This window comes from Opitutales bacterium (genome assembly GCA_013215165.1).
Classification (GTDB): Bacteria; Verrucomicrobiota; Verrucomicrobiia; order Opitutales; family JABSRG01; genus JABSRG01.
On record JABSRG010000008.1, the window covers coordinates 12,613 to 28,452 of the forward strand.

Below are 15,840 nucleotides of genomic sequence, written 5' to 3' on the forward strand. Positions count from 1 at the left end.
AATTAGAGATGCTGTTAGAATTCAAAAACATAGGCTACACACGGGGAGGGCGTGATATATTGAAAGGGGGTCACCTGGTCACTCCGTGAACGCGCGCACGCGGTGCTTCTCGGTCCCAATGGGTCGGGCAAGACGACGCTACTCTCGATGCTCAATGGCATGGCTGCTCCTTCGCGGGGAAGTCTGATCTGTTTTGGGCAAAAGTATGGGCAGTCGAATTGGAATCGGGTAAAAGAGCAGATCGGAATGGTGAGTGCCCGGGTGCATCATTTTATTGAGCCCAATCAACCCGTGAAGTGGGTGGTGCTCAGTGGTCGCTATGCACAGATAAACTTCTGGGGTGAAGAGCGGCGGGATGAATTAGAAGAAGTGCGTGAGCTTTTGGAAGCTTGGGGGATCGACGGGTATGGAGATGAGCCGTTTGGCCAAATATCACAAGGTGAGCGTCAGCGCTGTTTGATCTGCCGGGCACTCATGGCCAAACCAAGACTCCTTATCTTAGACGAACCGTGCGCTGGATTGGATCCCGTGGCTCGGGAACACTTTTTGAAGGATATTGATGCTTTGGCAAAGGATATAAAGGGGCCAACACTGTTGTTGGTAACTCACCACGTGGAGGAGATTCGAGGGTGTTTTCAGCAGGCGCTTCTGCTCAGCAAGGGGAGACAAATCGCAGCTGGGCCCATTGGAGAGACGGTGACCTCTGCCCCATTGAGCGAGATGTTTGGGCAATCCGTCGAAGTTGAGGGTGTTGCCGGAAACTTAAGGCTGAATGTCGGATGATTGTTTTGACTGCTGTGATATATAGCGAATAGATAGGCATTAGGAGGCTCATTATGATAGACATTTTAAAACGAGGACTACTCGCCGGCATCGGCGCAACTGTGACTACAAAAGAACGCGTGGAAGCCGCGCTCGATGAGTTTGTTGCCAAAGGCAAACTCTCCGCTGAAGAGGCCAAAGCCGCTACGGACAAGATCATCGCAGAGGGTAAAGAGGAATTCGAAAACCAGCGTAATGCCTGGGACGAATTCACTGCTGAGCTCATCAAAAAGGCTAATTTTGCGACACAGGACGACATCCGTAGTCTTGAAGAAAAGATCGAAGCGCTTGAGGCAAAGCTCAAGGAGCCCGAACCGGCAGCAGCTGAGTAGATTAATACTCAGCGTATTGTTGAGCATTTCGCTTGAAGCCTTTTGAAATCTTTTCCAACGCGGTCCGCGCGCAGGAGATTGTGTCGGTGCTTGTCCGGCACGGTTTTGGAGATTTGTTGAGCCAGCTCGGGATTCCCCGTGACTGGCTCAATCATTTTGTGCCCGAGAACATTCGTGCACTCAATGCCTGGCAGCGCATGCGTGTCGCTTGCGAGGCACTGGGTCCGACGTTTGTGAAGTTTGGTCAGGTTCTCAGTACGCGTCCGGACCTATTGCCGGAGCCGATGGTCGAGGAGTTTCGGGAATTGAGGAGTCACGTGTCTGCCTTGCCGTGGGAAAAGATGGAACCGATTCTAGGCAATGAGTTGGGTGAATCGCTTGATGTGATTTTCTCACGCTTCGATAAGGATCCATTGGCGTGCGGATCTATCGGTCAGGTGTATCGCGCTCAGCTCGCATCGAGTGGAGAAGAAGTCGTTGTAAAAGTCCAGCGCCCCGGCATCCGCAAGGCGGTCGCGGCAGATTTGGAAATTCTAGGCTGGCTGGCAAAGCAACTCGATGAGCGTGTGAAGGCTCTCAGGCCCTATGGGTTGCCCGATGTGATTGAAGCGACAAGACGGAGTATCTTTCAAGAGTTGGACTTCTCCATCGAGGCGCGTAATGCCATGCTCTTCAACAAGATGAATCCGCGCCCAGACAAGGTGTTCGCTCCGGTGGTCATCGAAGAGATCTCCAATTCACATGTAATGGTGAGTGAATATGTGGAGGGGGTGGAGCCCGGTCGCGACGCTGGGGATCGCGGCGCCCGCATGGCGTGGGCCCGCGCTGGGGTAGAATCGATCTTCAGCCAGATTATGATCGAAGGGTTCTTTCACGCCGATCCTCACTCTGGAAATATCATCATCAGCAAAGACGGTCGCGTGTGCTTTGTAGATTGGGGAATTGTCGGTCTATTGACACGTGAAATGCGGTTTTTTCTAGCCGATTTTTTCGATGCAGTTTCGAGCCTAAATGCTGAAAAAGTGGTGCATGGCGTCATGCTGATGTCTCTGTCAAAAAAGCGCATCGAGACAGAACCGATGGAACAATCCATCATGTTTATCCTGCGACAGTATCAGACTCGTATCGAGCGTAACGAAGACTGGGGTCAGCTGCTGGTCGAACTCTTCTATACGGTCCGGGCACATGGTGTCATTCTTGCCCGCGATTATACACTGTTGGCGAAGGCAATCATTTCCATTGAAGATGTAGGAAGGGGGCTGAGTTCCTCATTCGATATTCGCGAGGTTGCCGAGCCATATATGAAAAAGCTGGCATGGGAGCGCTGGAACCCAGCGAATCTCGTACGCCATACGGTGTGGTCTTTCCAGACACAATTAAGTCGACTGCGCGAGATTCCCGGAGATCTCCAAAGGTTATTTGCGCGACTCGAAGACGGAGATGTAAAGATCCAGATGGAGCATCGTGGATTAGAGGATGCGGGACGGGGATTTCAGGACGCTATAAATCGTCTCGTAATAGGGTTGATTATCGCGGCCCTCATTATTGGCGCTGGCGAGATAATCGGAAATACCATGGAACCCGGCGATAGTATCTTTCAATATCCGACTGTTCTTGGTACCGCCTGTTATGGCGTCGCAATGGTGCTCATGGTCTGGCTTGTTTTCGATGTTTTTCGGTCGCGGTGAACGTGTGCAAATATTCTCGAAATGGTTCACTGGATGCGCTCTAGGGCGGCCCGGATAGCAGTATCAGCAGATTGAAATTGAGGAATCCCATGTGCCTCCAGAAATGCTGGCCAATCGGGATCTTCCGAGTCTCCAGCTCCACCACGCACGGCGATGACATTGATCTTCGCATGCATGCCGGCCTCCATATCGCTCCGGCTATCACCGATCATGACACAGCGTTCTACATCGAGACGATGGAGCTGGATCATCTCCAAGATATAGCGTGGCGACGGTTTTCTGTAGACTGGCTGCTCAGCGGAAGATTCGGTGCAAATCTTTGTGCCGTCGAATGGTTTTTCTAAATTTAGTAAGCTGAACATTCTGTCGTTGCACGCGATAGCGTCTTCAAGTGTGAAATAGCCTCGTGATACGCCCGACTGATTAGTGTGCAAAAACAGTCTTACGCCTGCATATTGTGCTGATTGCAGAGCGCTTCTTACACCAGAAAAAAGGCGGACTTTTTTAGGGTCATGTAGATAGCGAATGTGCTCGATGAGCGTACCATCGCGGTCAAGAAACAAAGCCGCTGGCTGATCAAAGGAGTCGCTTTCTCCCTCAAGGTGTTGCTTATACAGTTGATCCATCTAGTCCAGGCCTTGAATCATGCTCGAAAGAGAACGCAGGGTTCAACCTCGATATCACACCACGCCTCATATGACCTCAGAAAAACATGTCCAGGAAATGGAATCGGCTCATCCGCAACTTCGCGTTGTACGCGATAGCTTAATGGAGGCCATCCAGGCATTGATCGATACTTATGAGGCTGGGAAGAAACTCTTGCTTTGTGGTAATGGGGGAAGTGCTGCTGACGCAGATCATTTCGCCGCTGAGTTGCTGAAAGGGTTTGCGATGCCGCGGAGACTGCGCAGCTCTGAGCGCGACCGTCTCACCGCTGAAGTTGCTGAAAATCTACAAAACGCCCTGCCTGCGATCCCGCTTTCTGGCTTTTCTGCCTTCAATTCAGCGTTTTTGAACGACTGCGACGCTCGCTTTGCCTTCGGCCAATTGGTGTGGGGACTGGGCAGTCCCGGAGACGCACTCGTAGGATTGAGTACTTCGGGGGCATCCGTTAACGTTATCCGGGCGTTTGAGGTAGCTCGGGCCAAGGAGATGAAGACCATCGCACTCACCGGCGAAGGCGGCGGGGCATTGGCTGAAATCGCCGATGTATGTATTTCTGTTCCTTCAACAGGGACTCATCGTGTGCAGGAGTTTCATCTGCCGGTCTATCACACCATTTGTCTGTGCTTAGAAGAGCACTTTTTTGGGTGAATTTGTTGAATAGGCATTCACCTTGAAAAGAGCCTTCTTTTTAATCCATCCATTCCAGAGGATGGCATTTCTTGGGGTCTGGATCACACGCTTCGGCAAAATAAACTGCCATACGTAAAAAACCGATGCGATCTTTTGGCACTTCGGGTCGAAGCTTGCGCAGGTCTTCAAATAGAATCTCCGGCGAGCGTCCCTCGAGGTCGAAAATATCGTTAAGGCCCAGGTCAATGAGGTCCCGAGCCACCTGAACTTTCATCCGTGGTATACGCATGAACGGGGAGTTGAGCGCTTCGCGGTCGACCTTCCGTTTGGGTTGTTCGAAGAGATCCAAGTCTGTACTGGTTTAAAGAGTCTTATCTGGGCCTTAGAGGAAATGGGACCAGAAAACCAATCCGATCAACAGTGTCAAAGCGCACCCGGTTATTCCTACCAGTAAACCGATTTTCATCAGGGTACGGCCCTCGACCAAGCCACTGCTCATCGCGATGGCGTTGGGGGGTGTGGAAATCGGCAGGAGCATTGAGAAACTGACGGCAATGCTGATGGATATTGCAGCCAGCACGGAGTCAAATCCTTCGCCTGCCGCCCCGGTCACACCCATCGTCAGTGCCATAGGGACTAGCATTGTCGCAGCAACTGTATTGGAGATAAGGTTAGACATGACGTAGGCAACGAGAATGAGGGAGGCGATAACAAGGATGGGACCCATCGATGACCAATTAACTAAAGCGATGAGCCAAGATGCACCGCCCAAATCCATAGTGAGTCCGAGCGATATGCCTCCGGCCACGAGCCATAAGACCTCCCAGGAGAATTTCTTGATATCGTTGCGGTCTATGGTGCCGAATATGGACATAAAGGTGACCGGGATAAAGGCAACGATGGATGAATGGATTCCATGCCAAGAATCACTCATCCAAAAAAAATAGTGAGGCAAAATATTACATAAGTCGCAAGCGCTTTTGGGGAGCGGTCCCAGCCACCACTCATGTCGATACGCAACTGCTCCGTCTGCGTGCGGAACATCCAGAGCAGTCCGCGCCATGCGATGACAATCATAACGACGGCCAGCGGGGTCATAAAGAGCATCCATTGAGAGAATGATATGCTTATCCCTGCACTGTTAAGAGCGCTTAGTGCCACTGCATTGGGGGGCGATCCGATAGGCGTAGCAATGCCGCCAATATTAGCCCCGCAAGGGATGGCTAGGATCAGTGAATGACGCAGTGGATCATCTTTTTTCAGCAATGCCGTGAGCGGGATAACTACGGTGATCATCATCGCCGCTGTCGCCGTGTTGCTCATGAATGAACTGAGGAGAGCTGTAATGCTCATTAAACCTAGAATAATATGTGCTGGTTTGTTGCCAACGACACTCAGAATCATGCGAGTGATGTTTTGATCGAGTCGGTATTTAACTGCGGCGGCGGCCAAGAAAAAACCGCCAAGAAATAACATCAAAATTGGGCTAGCCAGCGAGTTGAAGAAAGTGGAATAGGGGATGCCGTCGTAAGTGAGTTTCCAATCATCTGCATCCACCGCTATGCCCGTCTCACCACTGTAAGACTGCAAATCTTCGAGCGGCACTTGTATCCATTCATTGTTGTTCCACACCCAGGCCTGTGAATCCTCCAATGCGGTATCCGGGCCCAACCAAACGCCATCGGTGTAAGCTTGATCCAGCCGTAGCTGTTCTACCCGTGTATTCGAAATAATCGGGCTCTCGTCGGAAAGTAATACGATCTGCAGGAAGATGACTAGAAGCGACGTCGCCCAGATTGGGACGCACTCGAAGATCCAAAATATGGCAGCAATACCGAAAATGCCCAAACCCACTGCTCCAGGAAACCACAAGCTCTCCATTGGAAACAAAAACGGTGCGATGAGGGCGATCAGGCCAAGGATCAGGCCTGTTATCTTGGCTTTCGACATGTTGATGAATGGCGTAGCTTAGTGTGTTCCAACGATCAAAGCTTTATTCTACCGATACGATCATGGTGTGATTAAGATTATGTGGAACTGAGATAGGCCCAGATTCTATGGGTATAGCAATGGCTAACAGCCATTGCTTGACATGCACTTCATCTGGTTCCACGGCAATCGTTCTCGCAATCGCCCTACAAAACGCCTTCATGCGCGCATGTCCTAAGCACAGGGACAGTAGGCGAAGTTGATAAAATCGACGCAGATGCAGGTAAGTTATATCTCAGACAAGAACATGTCTTGATCCGTCGGAACGCGCGTCTAGAAAGGTTCAATGAACGACGCACAGGACAACTGGACACGTGACAACGAGGGCGAGGTAGGCCTCGTTGAGCCCAGGGATTTTTTGTGCACGGAACCGTTCTATTTTGAAGCCGGTGGGGTGCTTCTTCAGTTTACGATACGCTACGAAACCTATGGACGCCTTAATGAGGCGCGCGACAATGCGATTATCATCGGCCATGCTGTGAGTGGGGATCATCACGTTGCTGGTGTCCACAGCATTACTGACCGAAAAACTGGCTGGTGGAATCATATAGTGGGCCCGGGAAAACCGATCGATACGAACAAGTTCTTTGTCATCTGCTCAAATTGTATCGGTGGGTGTCAGGGGACGACCGGACCGTCGAGTATCAATCCAGAGACGGGTGTAGCCTACGGATTGGATTTTCCTGTGGTTTCGATCGGTGACATGGTGCATGCTCAGAAACGGCTACTCGATCACTTGGAAATCGAAACCCTACATGCAGTAGTCGGCGGTAGTATGGGTGGGATGCAGGCCCTGGCTTGGGCTACGCTGTATCCATCCATCCCTCAACGTATTCTCGGCATGGCGACTACAGCGCGCCAAAATTCCCAAGCGATTGCCTTCAACGAAGTGGGGCGCAGCGCGATCATGCAGGACCCCGATTGGCGCAATGGAAATTATACCATCGGCGAAGGACCGAAGATGGGCTTGGCGATCGCGCGCATGATGGCACACATCACTTATCTATCGGATCGTGGCTTGGAGAGTAAATTTGGACGCAATCGTCGCAATACTACCGATGCTGTCGAAGAACCTGGTGCGCGTGAGATGTTTGAGGTCGAGTTTGAGGTGGAGTCTTATCTCCGGTATCAGGGGCGTTCTTTCGTAAATCGTTTCGATGCGAATACTTATCTGTACTTCACTAAGGCCTTAGACCGTTTCGATTTGTATAAAGGGCATGATAGTCTGGCACCGGCTTTTAAAGATGTGCAGGCGCGATCCTTGATTATTGGATTCACCTCAGACTGGCTTTTTCCGCCGGAGCAGAACCAAGACATTGTCTACGGCCTTCTCGAAGCAAAGAAGGACGCTAGCTACCTGGAGTGCGCCATGGATTTGGGGCACGACTCATTCCTTTTAAAATCACCGGACTTATATCGCATCGTGGAGGGCTTTCTCAATGACCGCTGATAACTATCCGCATCCCAAGGTAGATCGCTCCGTCACATCAAAGCGACAGGTGGATTTTCAGGTGATTGCCGAGTGGGTGCAGCCACAGTCGAGTGTGCTTGATTTGGGGTGTGGGCGCGGTGTCCTTTTGGAATACCTCAAGGTCAGCAAAGATGTCTACGGAGTGGGTGTAGACCTGTCGTTAGACAAAGCGAGTTCTTGTGTAAAGCGCGGCATCCCGGTTTTTCAAGGTGATATCGATACCGTACTGAGTCGTTTTCGACCGAAGTCATTTGATCGCGTTATTTTTTCCCGGACCGTTGAAGAATTGGAGCGTCCTAAGGAAACGCTGCTGCGCGCACTCAAAGTGGGACGCTCAGTGACAGTAGGATTTATTAATAACGGATTCTGGATCAACCGCATGAATATGTTCCTTCATGGCAAGCGTACTATCAATGACGTCTTTCCGCGCCCCTGGTATGAGAGCCGACCGAGTAATCCCTTCTCGATGAGCGAGTTCGAAAGCTTTTGCTCCAGTGAATCGGTAAAAATCGAGCGCCGTATCTGCCTCGGGTCTGATTGGCAAAACACTGTGCAAGTCCTCCCCAATGTGCGCGCAGGCTACGTGATTTTCGACGTGTCGAGAAACAGCTGAAAAGCCCGAATTTTCTTGGTAGGTTATACGAATGCCGAATTTTACAAACTGTCAGCTGGCTCCGTTCATTATTAGAAAAATTCTAAGGTGTCGATCTGGGGCTTGGCTCTTCCGGGTGGGGGTGTCATTGCTTCGGGATTGCTTTTGGGGCGGGGACAGTTGTTTGTTAATTGTATGGAGGCGTCTGGGGATCATGAGAGCTTGTCGGTGACTTTGGATCGTTTGCTGCGCGATCATGTGGCTGAGGACGGGGTGACTTTTGGGGCACTCCTGAAAGCGGTGACGGACCGTGGGTTTGGTCTGGTGTTGATGCTGCTTGCGTTGCCCAGTGCTTTGCCAGTTCCGGCTCCGGGGTATTCCACGCCGTTTGGTATCGCGATCGCGCTGTTGGGGTTGCAGATGGTGGCGGGACGTCATGTCCCGTGGGTGCCGCAGTGGGTTCAAGATCTCAAGCTGAGCGCGGGGTTTGGACAGAAACTGATTGGTGCTGGGCGCGCTTTTATTGAGAGGGTGGAGGTTTTGGTACGGCCTCGTCTGTCCTGGGTAGCGAATCAGCAGGGGCGGCGGTTTTTGGGTGTGGTAGTGATGACCATGGGGGGGCTCATGATTTTTCCGCTGCCAGGGACAAATACGTTTCCGGCTATGGTTATTTTTGTTCTGGGTTTGGCTGTCACAGAAGAGGATGGTTTCGCCGGTTTTTTAGCTGCGGCAGCGGGCGTGGGGGCCGTATTGCTTTATGGTGTAGCAATCTATCTTTTGCTGACAACAGGGTTTGATTTGATCGGCGCTTTGAAGGATTGGGTGAAGGGACTGTGGGCGTAGGCGTTTACGGCACAGGAATGGACGCTAGCTTTCGCAATAGGGTTATGCGAAGGGTGGAATTCAGACGCTGCTAGCTAGCTTTATGCGTCTTTGAAAAAATGCGAATATAGCCTAGCTGGGGCTCGGCGTTCCCGGATAAAAGGAGCAGTTTTTTGCTACGGAATGCGCGGAAATGGCGCTGTGAAGTCCTTATTTACTGTTGTTAGTTCCCCAAAAGGTTCTTTGAGCAAAATATATTGTTCCTTTCATGCCTGCATAGTTCCCAAACAACGCCTTAATCACCGGAAAACTTCACATTCGGACTCATCATTTTCCACGATATACGTTTGAGGGCAGAGACAGATTTCTTCCCGTGCGCACAGAAGAGCATATGGCCTTCGTAGAGAGCTAGTTCGGGGCTGATAATCTCGATTAGACGATGATACATGTCCTCGTATCGAATGTCGTCACAGACAAGAATGTAGTCTGATAATAACAAGGTCTTTATCTTGGGGATGTTCTTCTCTACTTCAGCAAGATCATGGGTGATGTCGCAGAAAACCATCGAGAACTGGGTAGAGCCAAAATCGTAGTGTTCGAAATAGCCCTTGAGGCAATCGACGTAGTTGCTGAGACCTCTCTCTGCCAAATTCTCTTTCAGTGAGGTAAGGGTGCCTTCCTCTTTTACTAAGTGGCGCATGTAGCGCTCACGCCGCCACGCCGGTGTGTTGTCCAAATTTTCATTAAAATACTCCTCGAATGCCTGTCTAGATGAGAAATGAATATCGAGAGACTGTAGCCTCACCTTACTGCGTTTTAGTTTGAGCGCAGAGGCCAGATAGATGGTCGAGCGTCCGATCCAAGGTCCTAATTCCAAGATTGGGCCAGTATTCATGAGGCCGAGTAGGAATAGCCTCGGACTCTGAGCCGGGTTGATCATGCCATCAGGAGGGAAGAAGATAGGGAAAAACAGCTTAAGCAACCGCATAAGCCTTCGATTACTCGGCATGACCCTGGGAGCTGAAAAGCAATTTGAGACGTTGTGCATATGAACGGGCCTAATTGAGGGGACGGGGAGTTCTTTGCACTGGATATACAACGATCACCGTAAAAGAGAGGAGCTATTACTTGCTATCCCTGTTACCCGTCGGTGCCCTTGTTGTGGTTGGGGCGCTCTGTCGGCTCGCGTCTTCGATTTGGATCGAGGTAGGGAGGGTCACGCACAATCGTGATCGTTGTCGAGATCCCGTCGACTACGCCAACGACCACGAGACGAGATACGAAAACCGCTGGAGGGCGGTGCTTTGTCGCCGCCGGTGGCCTGTTGCTTGGGCGGTCGTGCCAATCGATACGCAACCCGCGAGCCGACAGAGCGGCTCAACAACAAAAGAGGCAGTTGGGGACATGTCCCCGCTGTTTCAATTAGGCCTTGAGTCATCCATCCCCTGTAAATCTGCTTGCCTCGCCGGACCATTTCCTTGTCGGATAGTTCGTTTTATGGAGGCTGAACTGAATGCAATCTTGGAGCGTGCACGTGGCGAAATCGCTGATGTGCAGACACGGCCGGAATTTGAGCAATTTAAGGCATCGATATCTGGGCCCAAAGGCGCGATGACCCAAGTGATGAAAGGCATGGGAAAGGTGCCCAAGGAAGACAAACCGAAAGTCGGTAGAGCGATCAATGCGGCCAAGCAGGAACTCGAAGCACTTTTTACATCCGCTCTGGAAAAGATCGACGCTTTAGAAATGGAAAAGGCGATTGGGCCGGCTATCGATCCGACCTTACCCAGCCCGGATTTTGAGCTCGGAAGCCGACATCCGATAAACCAAATCCGTGCCCGCTTGGTAAAGATTCTTCAAAATGTTGGATTTTCAGTTGCCGAAGGCCCGGAAGTGGAAACGGAGTGGTTTTGTTTCGATGCCCTCAACACGGCACCAGATCATCCGGCCCGCGACCTTCAGGATACCCTCTATCTGAAGAAAGATGCCAACCTGTCTAATGTCTCGCGGCACAGCGATGAGCGCTACCTCCTGCGCACACATACGTCGACCGTGCAAATTCGCACCATGTTAAAATACGATCCGCCCATTCGCGTGATTTCGCCAGGGCGGGTGTTTCGACGTGATACTGTCGATGCGACGCATAGCTCCTGTTTTCACCAGATCGAAGCTCTGTATGTAGACAAAAACGTCACCGTAGCAGACCTAAAAGCACTTTTGGATTATATGATGCGGGAGCTGCTCGGCTCTGATGCTGAAACGCGTTTTCGCCCCCACTTTTTTCCTTACACCGAGCCCAGCTTTGAACTCGATTGCAGTTCTGCTCATCTAAAGAAAGTGGGCAAGCGTTGGACTGAGATGGGGGGCTGCGGCATGGTAGACCCATCCGTCTTTGAAGCCGTAGGTTACGATCCTGAAGTCTACTCTGGGTATGCTTTCGGATTCGGCCTCGAGCGTCTTGCCATGATCCTTTATGGAATCGATGACATTCGACATTTCTATCAAAACGACATCCGCTTCCTGTGCCAATTCGCCTGACGGGAAATCTACTGATTATAGACAATGAAAATTTCTCTGAATTGGATTCGCGATTACATTGATTTGCAGGAGCCCATCGATCGTATCGAAGAAGCACTCACTTTAATTGGCTTTGAAGTAGAGGGCGTCGAACAGACGGGTCTTCAGCCCCTGGAAAAGTGTGTCATCGGCAAAATTCTAGCCCGTGACCGACACCCAGATGCAGATCGTTTAGGGGTATGTGCCGTCGATGTGGGCGATGGCGTAAAGCGACAGATCGTTTGTGGGGCGACCAACTACGTCGTCAACGATCTCGTTCCCGTCGCTTTACCTGGGTGCGTCTTGCCGGGTAATTTCAAGATAAAAAAGTCCAAGTTACGTGGCGTCGTGTCGGAGGGTATGATGTGTTCGGCGAAGGAGCTCGGGCAAGGGGAGGATCATGAGGGGCTCATGATTCTTACTGAACATCCTGAGGCCAAGATTGGTATGCCCATCAATGACCTACTGACTGACAACGACGTCGTCTTTGATGTAGAGGTAACGCCGAACCGACCCGATTGCTTGAGTCACGTTGGGATGGCTCGTGAGCTTGCCGCCTATTTTGATTTAGAACTGAGCTACCCTGAAGTAAAGGCGGGAGCCCACGATCCCGAGCTGTCCGAGAGTCAGCCGCTTATCGAAGGAGTCAATATCGAGGCGGAAGAACGCTGTCAGTTGTATCATGCGTTCAGTATTCAAGGCGTGAATATCGGGCCGAGTCCAGAATGGTTGCAGCAGCGTCTTGAGGCGATTGGTTTGCGCCCCATAAACAATGTGGTCGATGTTACCAATTACGTGCTCCACGAGCTCGGCCAGCCGCTCCACGCCTTCGACCGCAAAAAGATTTCCGGGGACAAGCTCATCGTCCGGCTAGCGAAGTCGGGCGAAAAAATCACCACGCTTGATGAAAAAGAACGCACCCTCTCTGAGCGCACTCTAGTCATCGCCGATGCGACTCAGCCATTGGTCATTGCGGGAGTTATGGGTAGCCAAGATGCCGAGGTCGACGACAGCACAGTCGATGTGGTGCTGGAAGCTGCATACTTTGAGCCCTCGGGGATCCGCCGCACTGGCCGTCAGCTCATTCTCTCAACTGACAGTAGCTATCGATATGAACGTGGCGTAGATTCGTTAGGAGTCGAATTCGCGGCGCTACGAGCAATTGATTTAATTCTCGAGACCGCGGGGGGGAGACTCGTTGGACTGCCCATTATAGAGGGGTCGGCTTTAGAAACGATCACTGAGATTGAGCTAAAACCTCAATTTATACGTGAACGCCTTGGCTTTGGCCCAGACGACAAAAGCATTCAAACAATTCTCGAACGCCTCGAGCTGGATGTAGAAGAAGCACCTACAAGCGATGGTGATCCTACGTGGACAGTGCGCCCGCCTTCATTCCGCAGTGACCTCGAACGTCCCGTAGATCTGGTCGAAGAGTTTTTGAGGATTTACGGGACAGATAAGATTCCTCAGCAGGACGTTCAAGCGAGCCGCCCCTTCCAGCCCTTGCATCCGATGGCAGCCTTCGTCGAGCGGGCTACTCAATTACTCATTGGTCAGCAGTTTTCCGAGACAATGTCTTTCTCGCTACGTAGTCAGGAAGAGGTGACACGCTGGCTAGGCCATGCCACGGCAGATGATCTTGAATTGGCCAACCCACTCACCTCGGACCAAAGTCACTTGCGTCCTACACTGATCCCTGGCTTGCTGGAAACGCTCAAATTCAATGCGAGTCGCGGCACGGGAGCGGGACGTTTCTTCGAGATAGGGCGCGTATTCCGCGAAGATGCCGGACGCATTTGGGAAGCGCTTTCTGTGGCTTTTGTGATTTACCAAGACCCGAGGAATAATCAGTGGAAGGAGCTCAGTCCCGTTGATTTCTTCACGGTTAAAGGACAATTTCAACAGATACTCAACCTGGCTGATATCCCAACAGGAAATCACCTCTATCGTCCGACTGCTCCTAGCAAGACCTGGAAACACGGACATGCTGCCGAAGTGGGTGATTTGTCCAAAAGAATGTGGCAAGGTAAAGTGGGTCTGATCGATCCGCGTCTCACAAAAGACCTGGGGATCGAAGGCTTAGTCTATGCCGGCTCTTTAGTTGTCAGACCCGAGTTCCTAGATAATGAAACGGCCACGGTGCGTTTTAAACAAATGAGTCAGTTCCCAGCGGCCACGAAGGATTTAGCGCTGATTGTCGACGAGACAACACTCGCAGAGGCTGTCCGTCTCGACCTTCACAAGATCGCCAAAGCATCCATCGATAACAGCTTCGTCGCCGAATCTGTCGACGTATTCGATGTTTACACGGGCGAGGGGGTAGAAGCTGGGAAAAAGAGCCTGGCGTTTTCGATTTCATTTCGTGCCCCCGATCGCACACTGGGAGATAAAGAGATCTCACGCGCTTTCGACGCGATACAAAAACAAATCAATGAGGAAACACCTTACGCGGTGCGCTCTTAAGTTTAGCCCGCAATTTTATCATGTCTGACGATCCTACTTCCATCGATATTGAATACGTTGCCAAGCTTGCACGCATCGAATTGAGCGACGACGAAAAATCTAAATTCTCCACCCAGCTGCATGACGTGCTGGAGCACTTTAAGCAGCTGAACGCGGTGAATGTCGAGGGCATCGAACCCACCGCTCACGCCTTCCCCTTATACAACGTATGGCAGGAGGACGTGCCCCAAACTGGTTTCACTCCGGATGAGGCTCTCAAGAATGCCCCAGCCAAGCGTGCCAACCAGTTGATCGTGCCCAAGGTGATCGAAGACGCATAAACCCATATTGCACTACCGTATGTCTGCACCGATTTATTATGCCACGGCTGCCGAGCTTTCCGACAAGCTCGCTCAAGGCGAAATTTCCTCTCGCGAGCTCACTCAAGCGTTCATCGACCGCACTGCGACTGTCGAGGACCAAGTCGGCTCTTTTCTACATCTCAATACTGAGGATGCGCTCGCCCAGGCCGATGCCTCTGACAAGCGCAGATCTGCAGGTGATGTACGTGGGCCGCTCGATGGTATACCGCTATCGCTCAAAGACGTTATCAGCCGTAAGGGTGATCCTCTGACTGCGGCTTCGAAGATACTTGAGAACTACGTCAGCCCTTACGACGCACATGTGACTGAGTCCCTGGGACAAGCGGGTGTCGTCTTTTGGGGCCGGCTCAATATGGATGAGTTTGCCATGGGTTCTTCCACGGAGAATTCAGCTTTTAAACCTACCAATAATCCGTGGAATTTGGACTGTATTCCTGGTGGAAGCTCTGGGGGAAGTGCGGCTAGTGTGGCAGCTGGGGAAACGCCGCTGACCTTGGGGTCCGATACCGGAGGCTCCATTCGGCAGCCGGCCGCATTGTGTGGGGTCGTGGGGATGAAGCCTACTTATGGGCTGGTATCACGCTATGGGTTGGCAGCGTTTGCTTCTTCGCTCGATCAGATCGGCCCCTTCGGCCGAACCGTCGAAGATGTGGCACTCGTGCTCCAAGCGATAGCCGGCCACGATGAGCGCGACTCGACTTCTTTCAAAACCGACGTCCCAGATTACCGTAAAGCGTTAAAGACTGATTCAGGTCCGTGGAAATTGGGCATCCCCAAAGAATACTTTTCTGAAGGCCTCGATCCAGAAGTCCGCGAGGCAGTCGAAAAGGCCGTGAAATTTTACGAAGGGCAGGGGTGCAGCATCCGAGAAATCAGCTTGCCGCATACGGAGCTAGCCGTGCCTGTCTACTATATTATCGCGACTGCTGAGTGTTCATCCAATCTAGCCCGTTACGATGGTATTCGCTACACCCATCGAGCCCCGAATCCCAAGGACGGCATTGATCTCTATGCACAGAGCCGTGGCTATGGTTTTGGCGAAGAAGTGAAACGTCGCGTGATTCTCGGAACATTCGTCCTCAGCTCGGGATACTACGATGCCTATTACTCCCGTGCCCAGAAGGTCAGAACTTTGATCCGCAACGACTTTATGTCGGCCTTTGAAGATGTCGATGCCGTCATAACACCGACGAGCCCGACTGTGGCGTTCAAACGCGGAGAACGCAGCGACGATCCGCTCGCCATGTATCTGAGCGACATCTACACTATATCTACCAATTTAGCGGGACTGCCCGGAATTTCTGTTCCTTGTGGATTTAGCTCAACCGATTTGCCCATCGGGCTACAATTAATCGGGAAGCCCTTCGGCGAAGCGCAGCTTATGTCCATCGCTCACGCCTTCGATTCCGCTCACGACTATAACCGAGCGACACCTAAGCTCTAA

The 15,840-nt window shown here is 51.6% G+C and carries 16 protein-coding genes; 11 read left to right on the plus strand and 5 right to left on the minus strand.

All coding sequences use genetic code 11. The features are described 5' to 3' along the window. The first annotated feature begins 102 nt into the window (after positions 1-102). From HRU10_02255 to HRU10_02265, 3 genes are read left to right on the plus strand one after another with little or no spacing between them, the layout of a single operon-like run. Complete coding sequence (locus tag HRU10_02255; protein ID NRA26051.1) at positions 103-783, plus strand: ATP-binding cassette domain-containing protein; 681 nt, start codon at positions 103-105, stop codon at positions 781-783. 53 nt (positions 784-836) lie between these two features. Then, a complete protein-coding gene (locus HRU10_02260; GenBank protein NRA26052.1) occupies positions 837-1,154 on the plus strand; it encodes a hypothetical protein in 318 nt (105 codons plus the stop codon). Positions 1,155-1,186: 32 nt separating this feature from the next. Next, on the plus strand, positions 1,187-2,842 hold the full coding sequence (locus HRU10_02265) for an AarF/ABC1/UbiB kinase family protein (GenBank protein NRA26053.1): 1,656 nt from the start codon (positions 1,187-1,189) through the stop codon (positions 2,840-2,842). Between the two features lie 26 nt (positions 2,843-2,868). Here the strand turns inward: HRU10_02265 and HRU10_02270 are convergent, their stop codons facing one another. After that, positions 2,869-3,468: an HAD-IIIA family hydrolase gene (locus HRU10_02270; protein ID NRA26054.1), complete on the minus strand. Its 600-nt coding sequence runs from the start codon at positions 3,466-3,468 to the stop codon at positions 2,869-2,871. A gap of 97 nt (positions 3,469-3,565) precedes the next feature. Here HRU10_02270 and HRU10_02275 point away from each other — a divergent pair, with 97 nt between their 5' ends. Then, positions 3,566-4,156, plus strand: a complete 591-nt coding sequence (locus tag HRU10_02275; protein ID NRA26055.1) for an SIS domain-containing protein — start codon at positions 3,566-3,568, stop codon at positions 4,154-4,156. A gap of 40 nt (positions 4,157-4,196) precedes the next feature. Here the strand turns inward: HRU10_02275 and HRU10_02280 are convergent, their stop codons facing one another. Genes HRU10_02280 through HRU10_02290 form a run of 3 tightly spaced genes read right to left on the minus strand, consistent with a single transcriptional unit; the run spans position 4,197 to position 6,088 of the window. Further along, positions 4,197-4,487 carry a hypothetical protein gene (locus HRU10_02280; GenBank protein ID NRA26056.1) on the minus strand — a complete coding sequence of 97 codons (291 nt, stop codon included), beginning with the start codon at positions 4,485-4,487 and terminating at the stop codon, positions 4,197-4,199. A gap of 33 nt (positions 4,488-4,520) precedes the next feature. Continuing rightward, positions 4,521-5,072 carry an anion permease gene (locus HRU10_02285; protein NRA26057.1) on the minus strand — a complete coding sequence of 184 codons (552 nt, stop codon included), beginning with the start codon at positions 5,070-5,072 and terminating at the stop codon, positions 4,521-4,523. Further along, entirely contained in the window at positions 5,069-6,088 is a 1,020-nt protein-coding gene (locus HRU10_02290) for an anion permease (protein NRA26058.1), read from the minus strand. Before HRU10_02290 ends, HRU10_02285 begins: the two co-directional genes overlap by 4 nt. Before the next feature lie 325 nt (positions 6,089-6,413). Here HRU10_02290 and HRU10_02295 point away from each other — a divergent pair, with 325 nt between their 5' ends. The 3 genes from HRU10_02295 to HRU10_02305 all read left to right on the plus strand — a co-directional run bounded on the left by HRU10_02295 (position 6,414) and on the right by HRU10_02305 (position 9,033). Further along, entirely contained in the window at positions 6,414-7,577 is a 1,164-nt protein-coding gene (locus HRU10_02295) for a homoserine O-acetyltransferase (GenBank protein ID NRA26059.1), read from the plus strand. Beyond that, positions 7,567-8,211, plus strand: a complete 645-nt coding sequence (locus tag HRU10_02300; GenBank protein NRA26060.1) for a methyltransferase domain-containing protein — start codon at positions 7,567-7,569, stop codon at positions 8,209-8,211. Before HRU10_02295 ends, HRU10_02300 begins: the two co-directional genes overlap by 11 nt. 87 nt (positions 8,212-8,298) lie before the next feature. Beyond that, positions 8,299-9,033, plus strand: coding sequence for an exopolysaccharide biosynthesis protein (locus HRU10_02305; protein ID NRA26061.1), 735 nt, complete (start codon positions 8,299-8,301; stop codon positions 9,031-9,033). A 274-nt stretch (positions 9,034-9,307) separates the two neighbouring features. Here the strand turns inward: HRU10_02305 and HRU10_02310 are convergent, their stop codons facing one another. Beyond that, positions 9,308-10,000 carry a class I SAM-dependent methyltransferase gene (locus HRU10_02310; protein ID NRA26062.1) on the minus strand — a complete coding sequence of 231 codons (693 nt, stop codon included), beginning with the start codon at positions 9,998-10,000 and terminating at the stop codon, positions 9,308-9,310. A gap of 509 nt (positions 10,001-10,509) precedes the next feature. On the opposite strand from HRU10_02310, the gene pheS reads away from it, so the two are divergent. From pheS to gatA, 4 genes are read left to right on the plus strand one after another with little or no spacing between them, the layout of a single operon-like run. After that, positions 10,510-11,550: a phenylalanine--tRNA ligase subunit alpha gene (gene pheS, locus HRU10_02315; GenBank protein ID NRA26063.1), complete on the plus strand. Its 1,041-nt coding sequence runs from the start codon at positions 10,510-10,512 to the stop codon at positions 11,548-11,550. A gap of 24 nt (positions 11,551-11,574) precedes the next feature. Next, positions 11,575-14,034: a phenylalanine--tRNA ligase subunit beta gene (locus tag HRU10_02320; protein ID NRA26064.1), complete on the plus strand. Its 2,460-nt coding sequence runs from the start codon at positions 11,575-11,577 to the stop codon at positions 14,032-14,034. A 20-nt stretch (positions 14,035-14,054) separates the two neighbouring features. Further along, the gene (gene gatC, locus HRU10_02325) at positions 14,055-14,354 is read left to right on the plus strand and encodes an Asp-tRNA(Asn)/Glu-tRNA(Gln) amidotransferase subunit GatC (GenBank protein ID NRA26065.1); all 300 of its coding nucleotides are present in this window, start codon (positions 14,055-14,057) and stop codon (positions 14,352-14,354) included. 19 nt (positions 14,355-14,373) lie between these two features. Then, positions 14,374-15,840 carry an Asp-tRNA(Asn)/Glu-tRNA(Gln) amidotransferase subunit GatA gene (gene gatA / locus HRU10_02330; protein ID NRA26066.1) on the plus strand — a complete coding sequence of 489 codons (1,467 nt, stop codon included), beginning with the start codon at positions 14,374-14,376 and terminating at the stop codon, positions 15,838-15,840.

Excerpts from the sequence above, each read along its gene's own strand:
- HRU10_02290 (NRA26058.1), bottom strand. The coding sequence starts at position 6,088 with ATGTCGAAAGCCAAGATAACAGGCCTGATCCTTGGCCTGATCGCCCTC.
- HRU10_02295 (NRA26059.1), top strand. The coding sequence starts at position 6,414 with ATGAACGACGCACAGGACAACTGGACACGTGACAACGAGGGCGAGGTA.
- gatA (NRA26066.1), top strand. The coding sequence starts at position 14,374 with ATGTCTGCACCGATTTATTATGCCACGGCTGCCGAGCTTTCCGACAAG.
- HRU10_02285 (NRA26057.1), bottom strand. The coding sequence starts at position 5,072 with ATGAGTGATTCTTGGCATGGAATCCATTCATCCATCGTTGCCTTTATC.
- HRU10_02270 (NRA26054.1), bottom strand. The coding sequence starts at position 3,468 with ATGGATCAACTGTATAAGCAACACCTTGAGGGAGAAAGCGACTCCTTT.
- HRU10_02260 (NRA26052.1), top strand. The coding sequence starts at position 837 with ATGATAGACATTTTAAAACGAGGACTACTCGCCGGCATCGGCGCAACT.
- HRU10_02320 (NRA26064.1), top strand. The coding sequence starts at position 11,575 with ATGAAAATTTCTCTGAATTGGATTCGCGATTACATTGATTTGCAGGAG.
- HRU10_02310 (NRA26062.1), bottom strand. The coding sequence starts at position 10,000 with ATGCGGTTGCTTAAGCTGTTTTTCCCTATCTTCTTCCCTCCTGATGGC.
- HRU10_02300 (NRA26060.1), top strand. The coding sequence starts at position 7,567 with ATGACCGCTGATAACTATCCGCATCCCAAGGTAGATCGCTCCGTCACA.
- pheS (NRA26063.1), top strand. The coding sequence starts at position 10,510 with ATGGAGGCTGAACTGAATGCAATCTTGGAGCGTGCACGTGGCGAAATC.
- gatC (NRA26065.1), top strand. The coding sequence starts at position 14,055 with ATGTCTGACGATCCTACTTCCATCGATATTGAATACGTTGCCAAGCTT.
- HRU10_02275 (NRA26055.1), top strand. The coding sequence starts at position 3,566 with ATGGAATCGGCTCATCCGCAACTTCGCGTTGTACGCGATAGCTTAATG.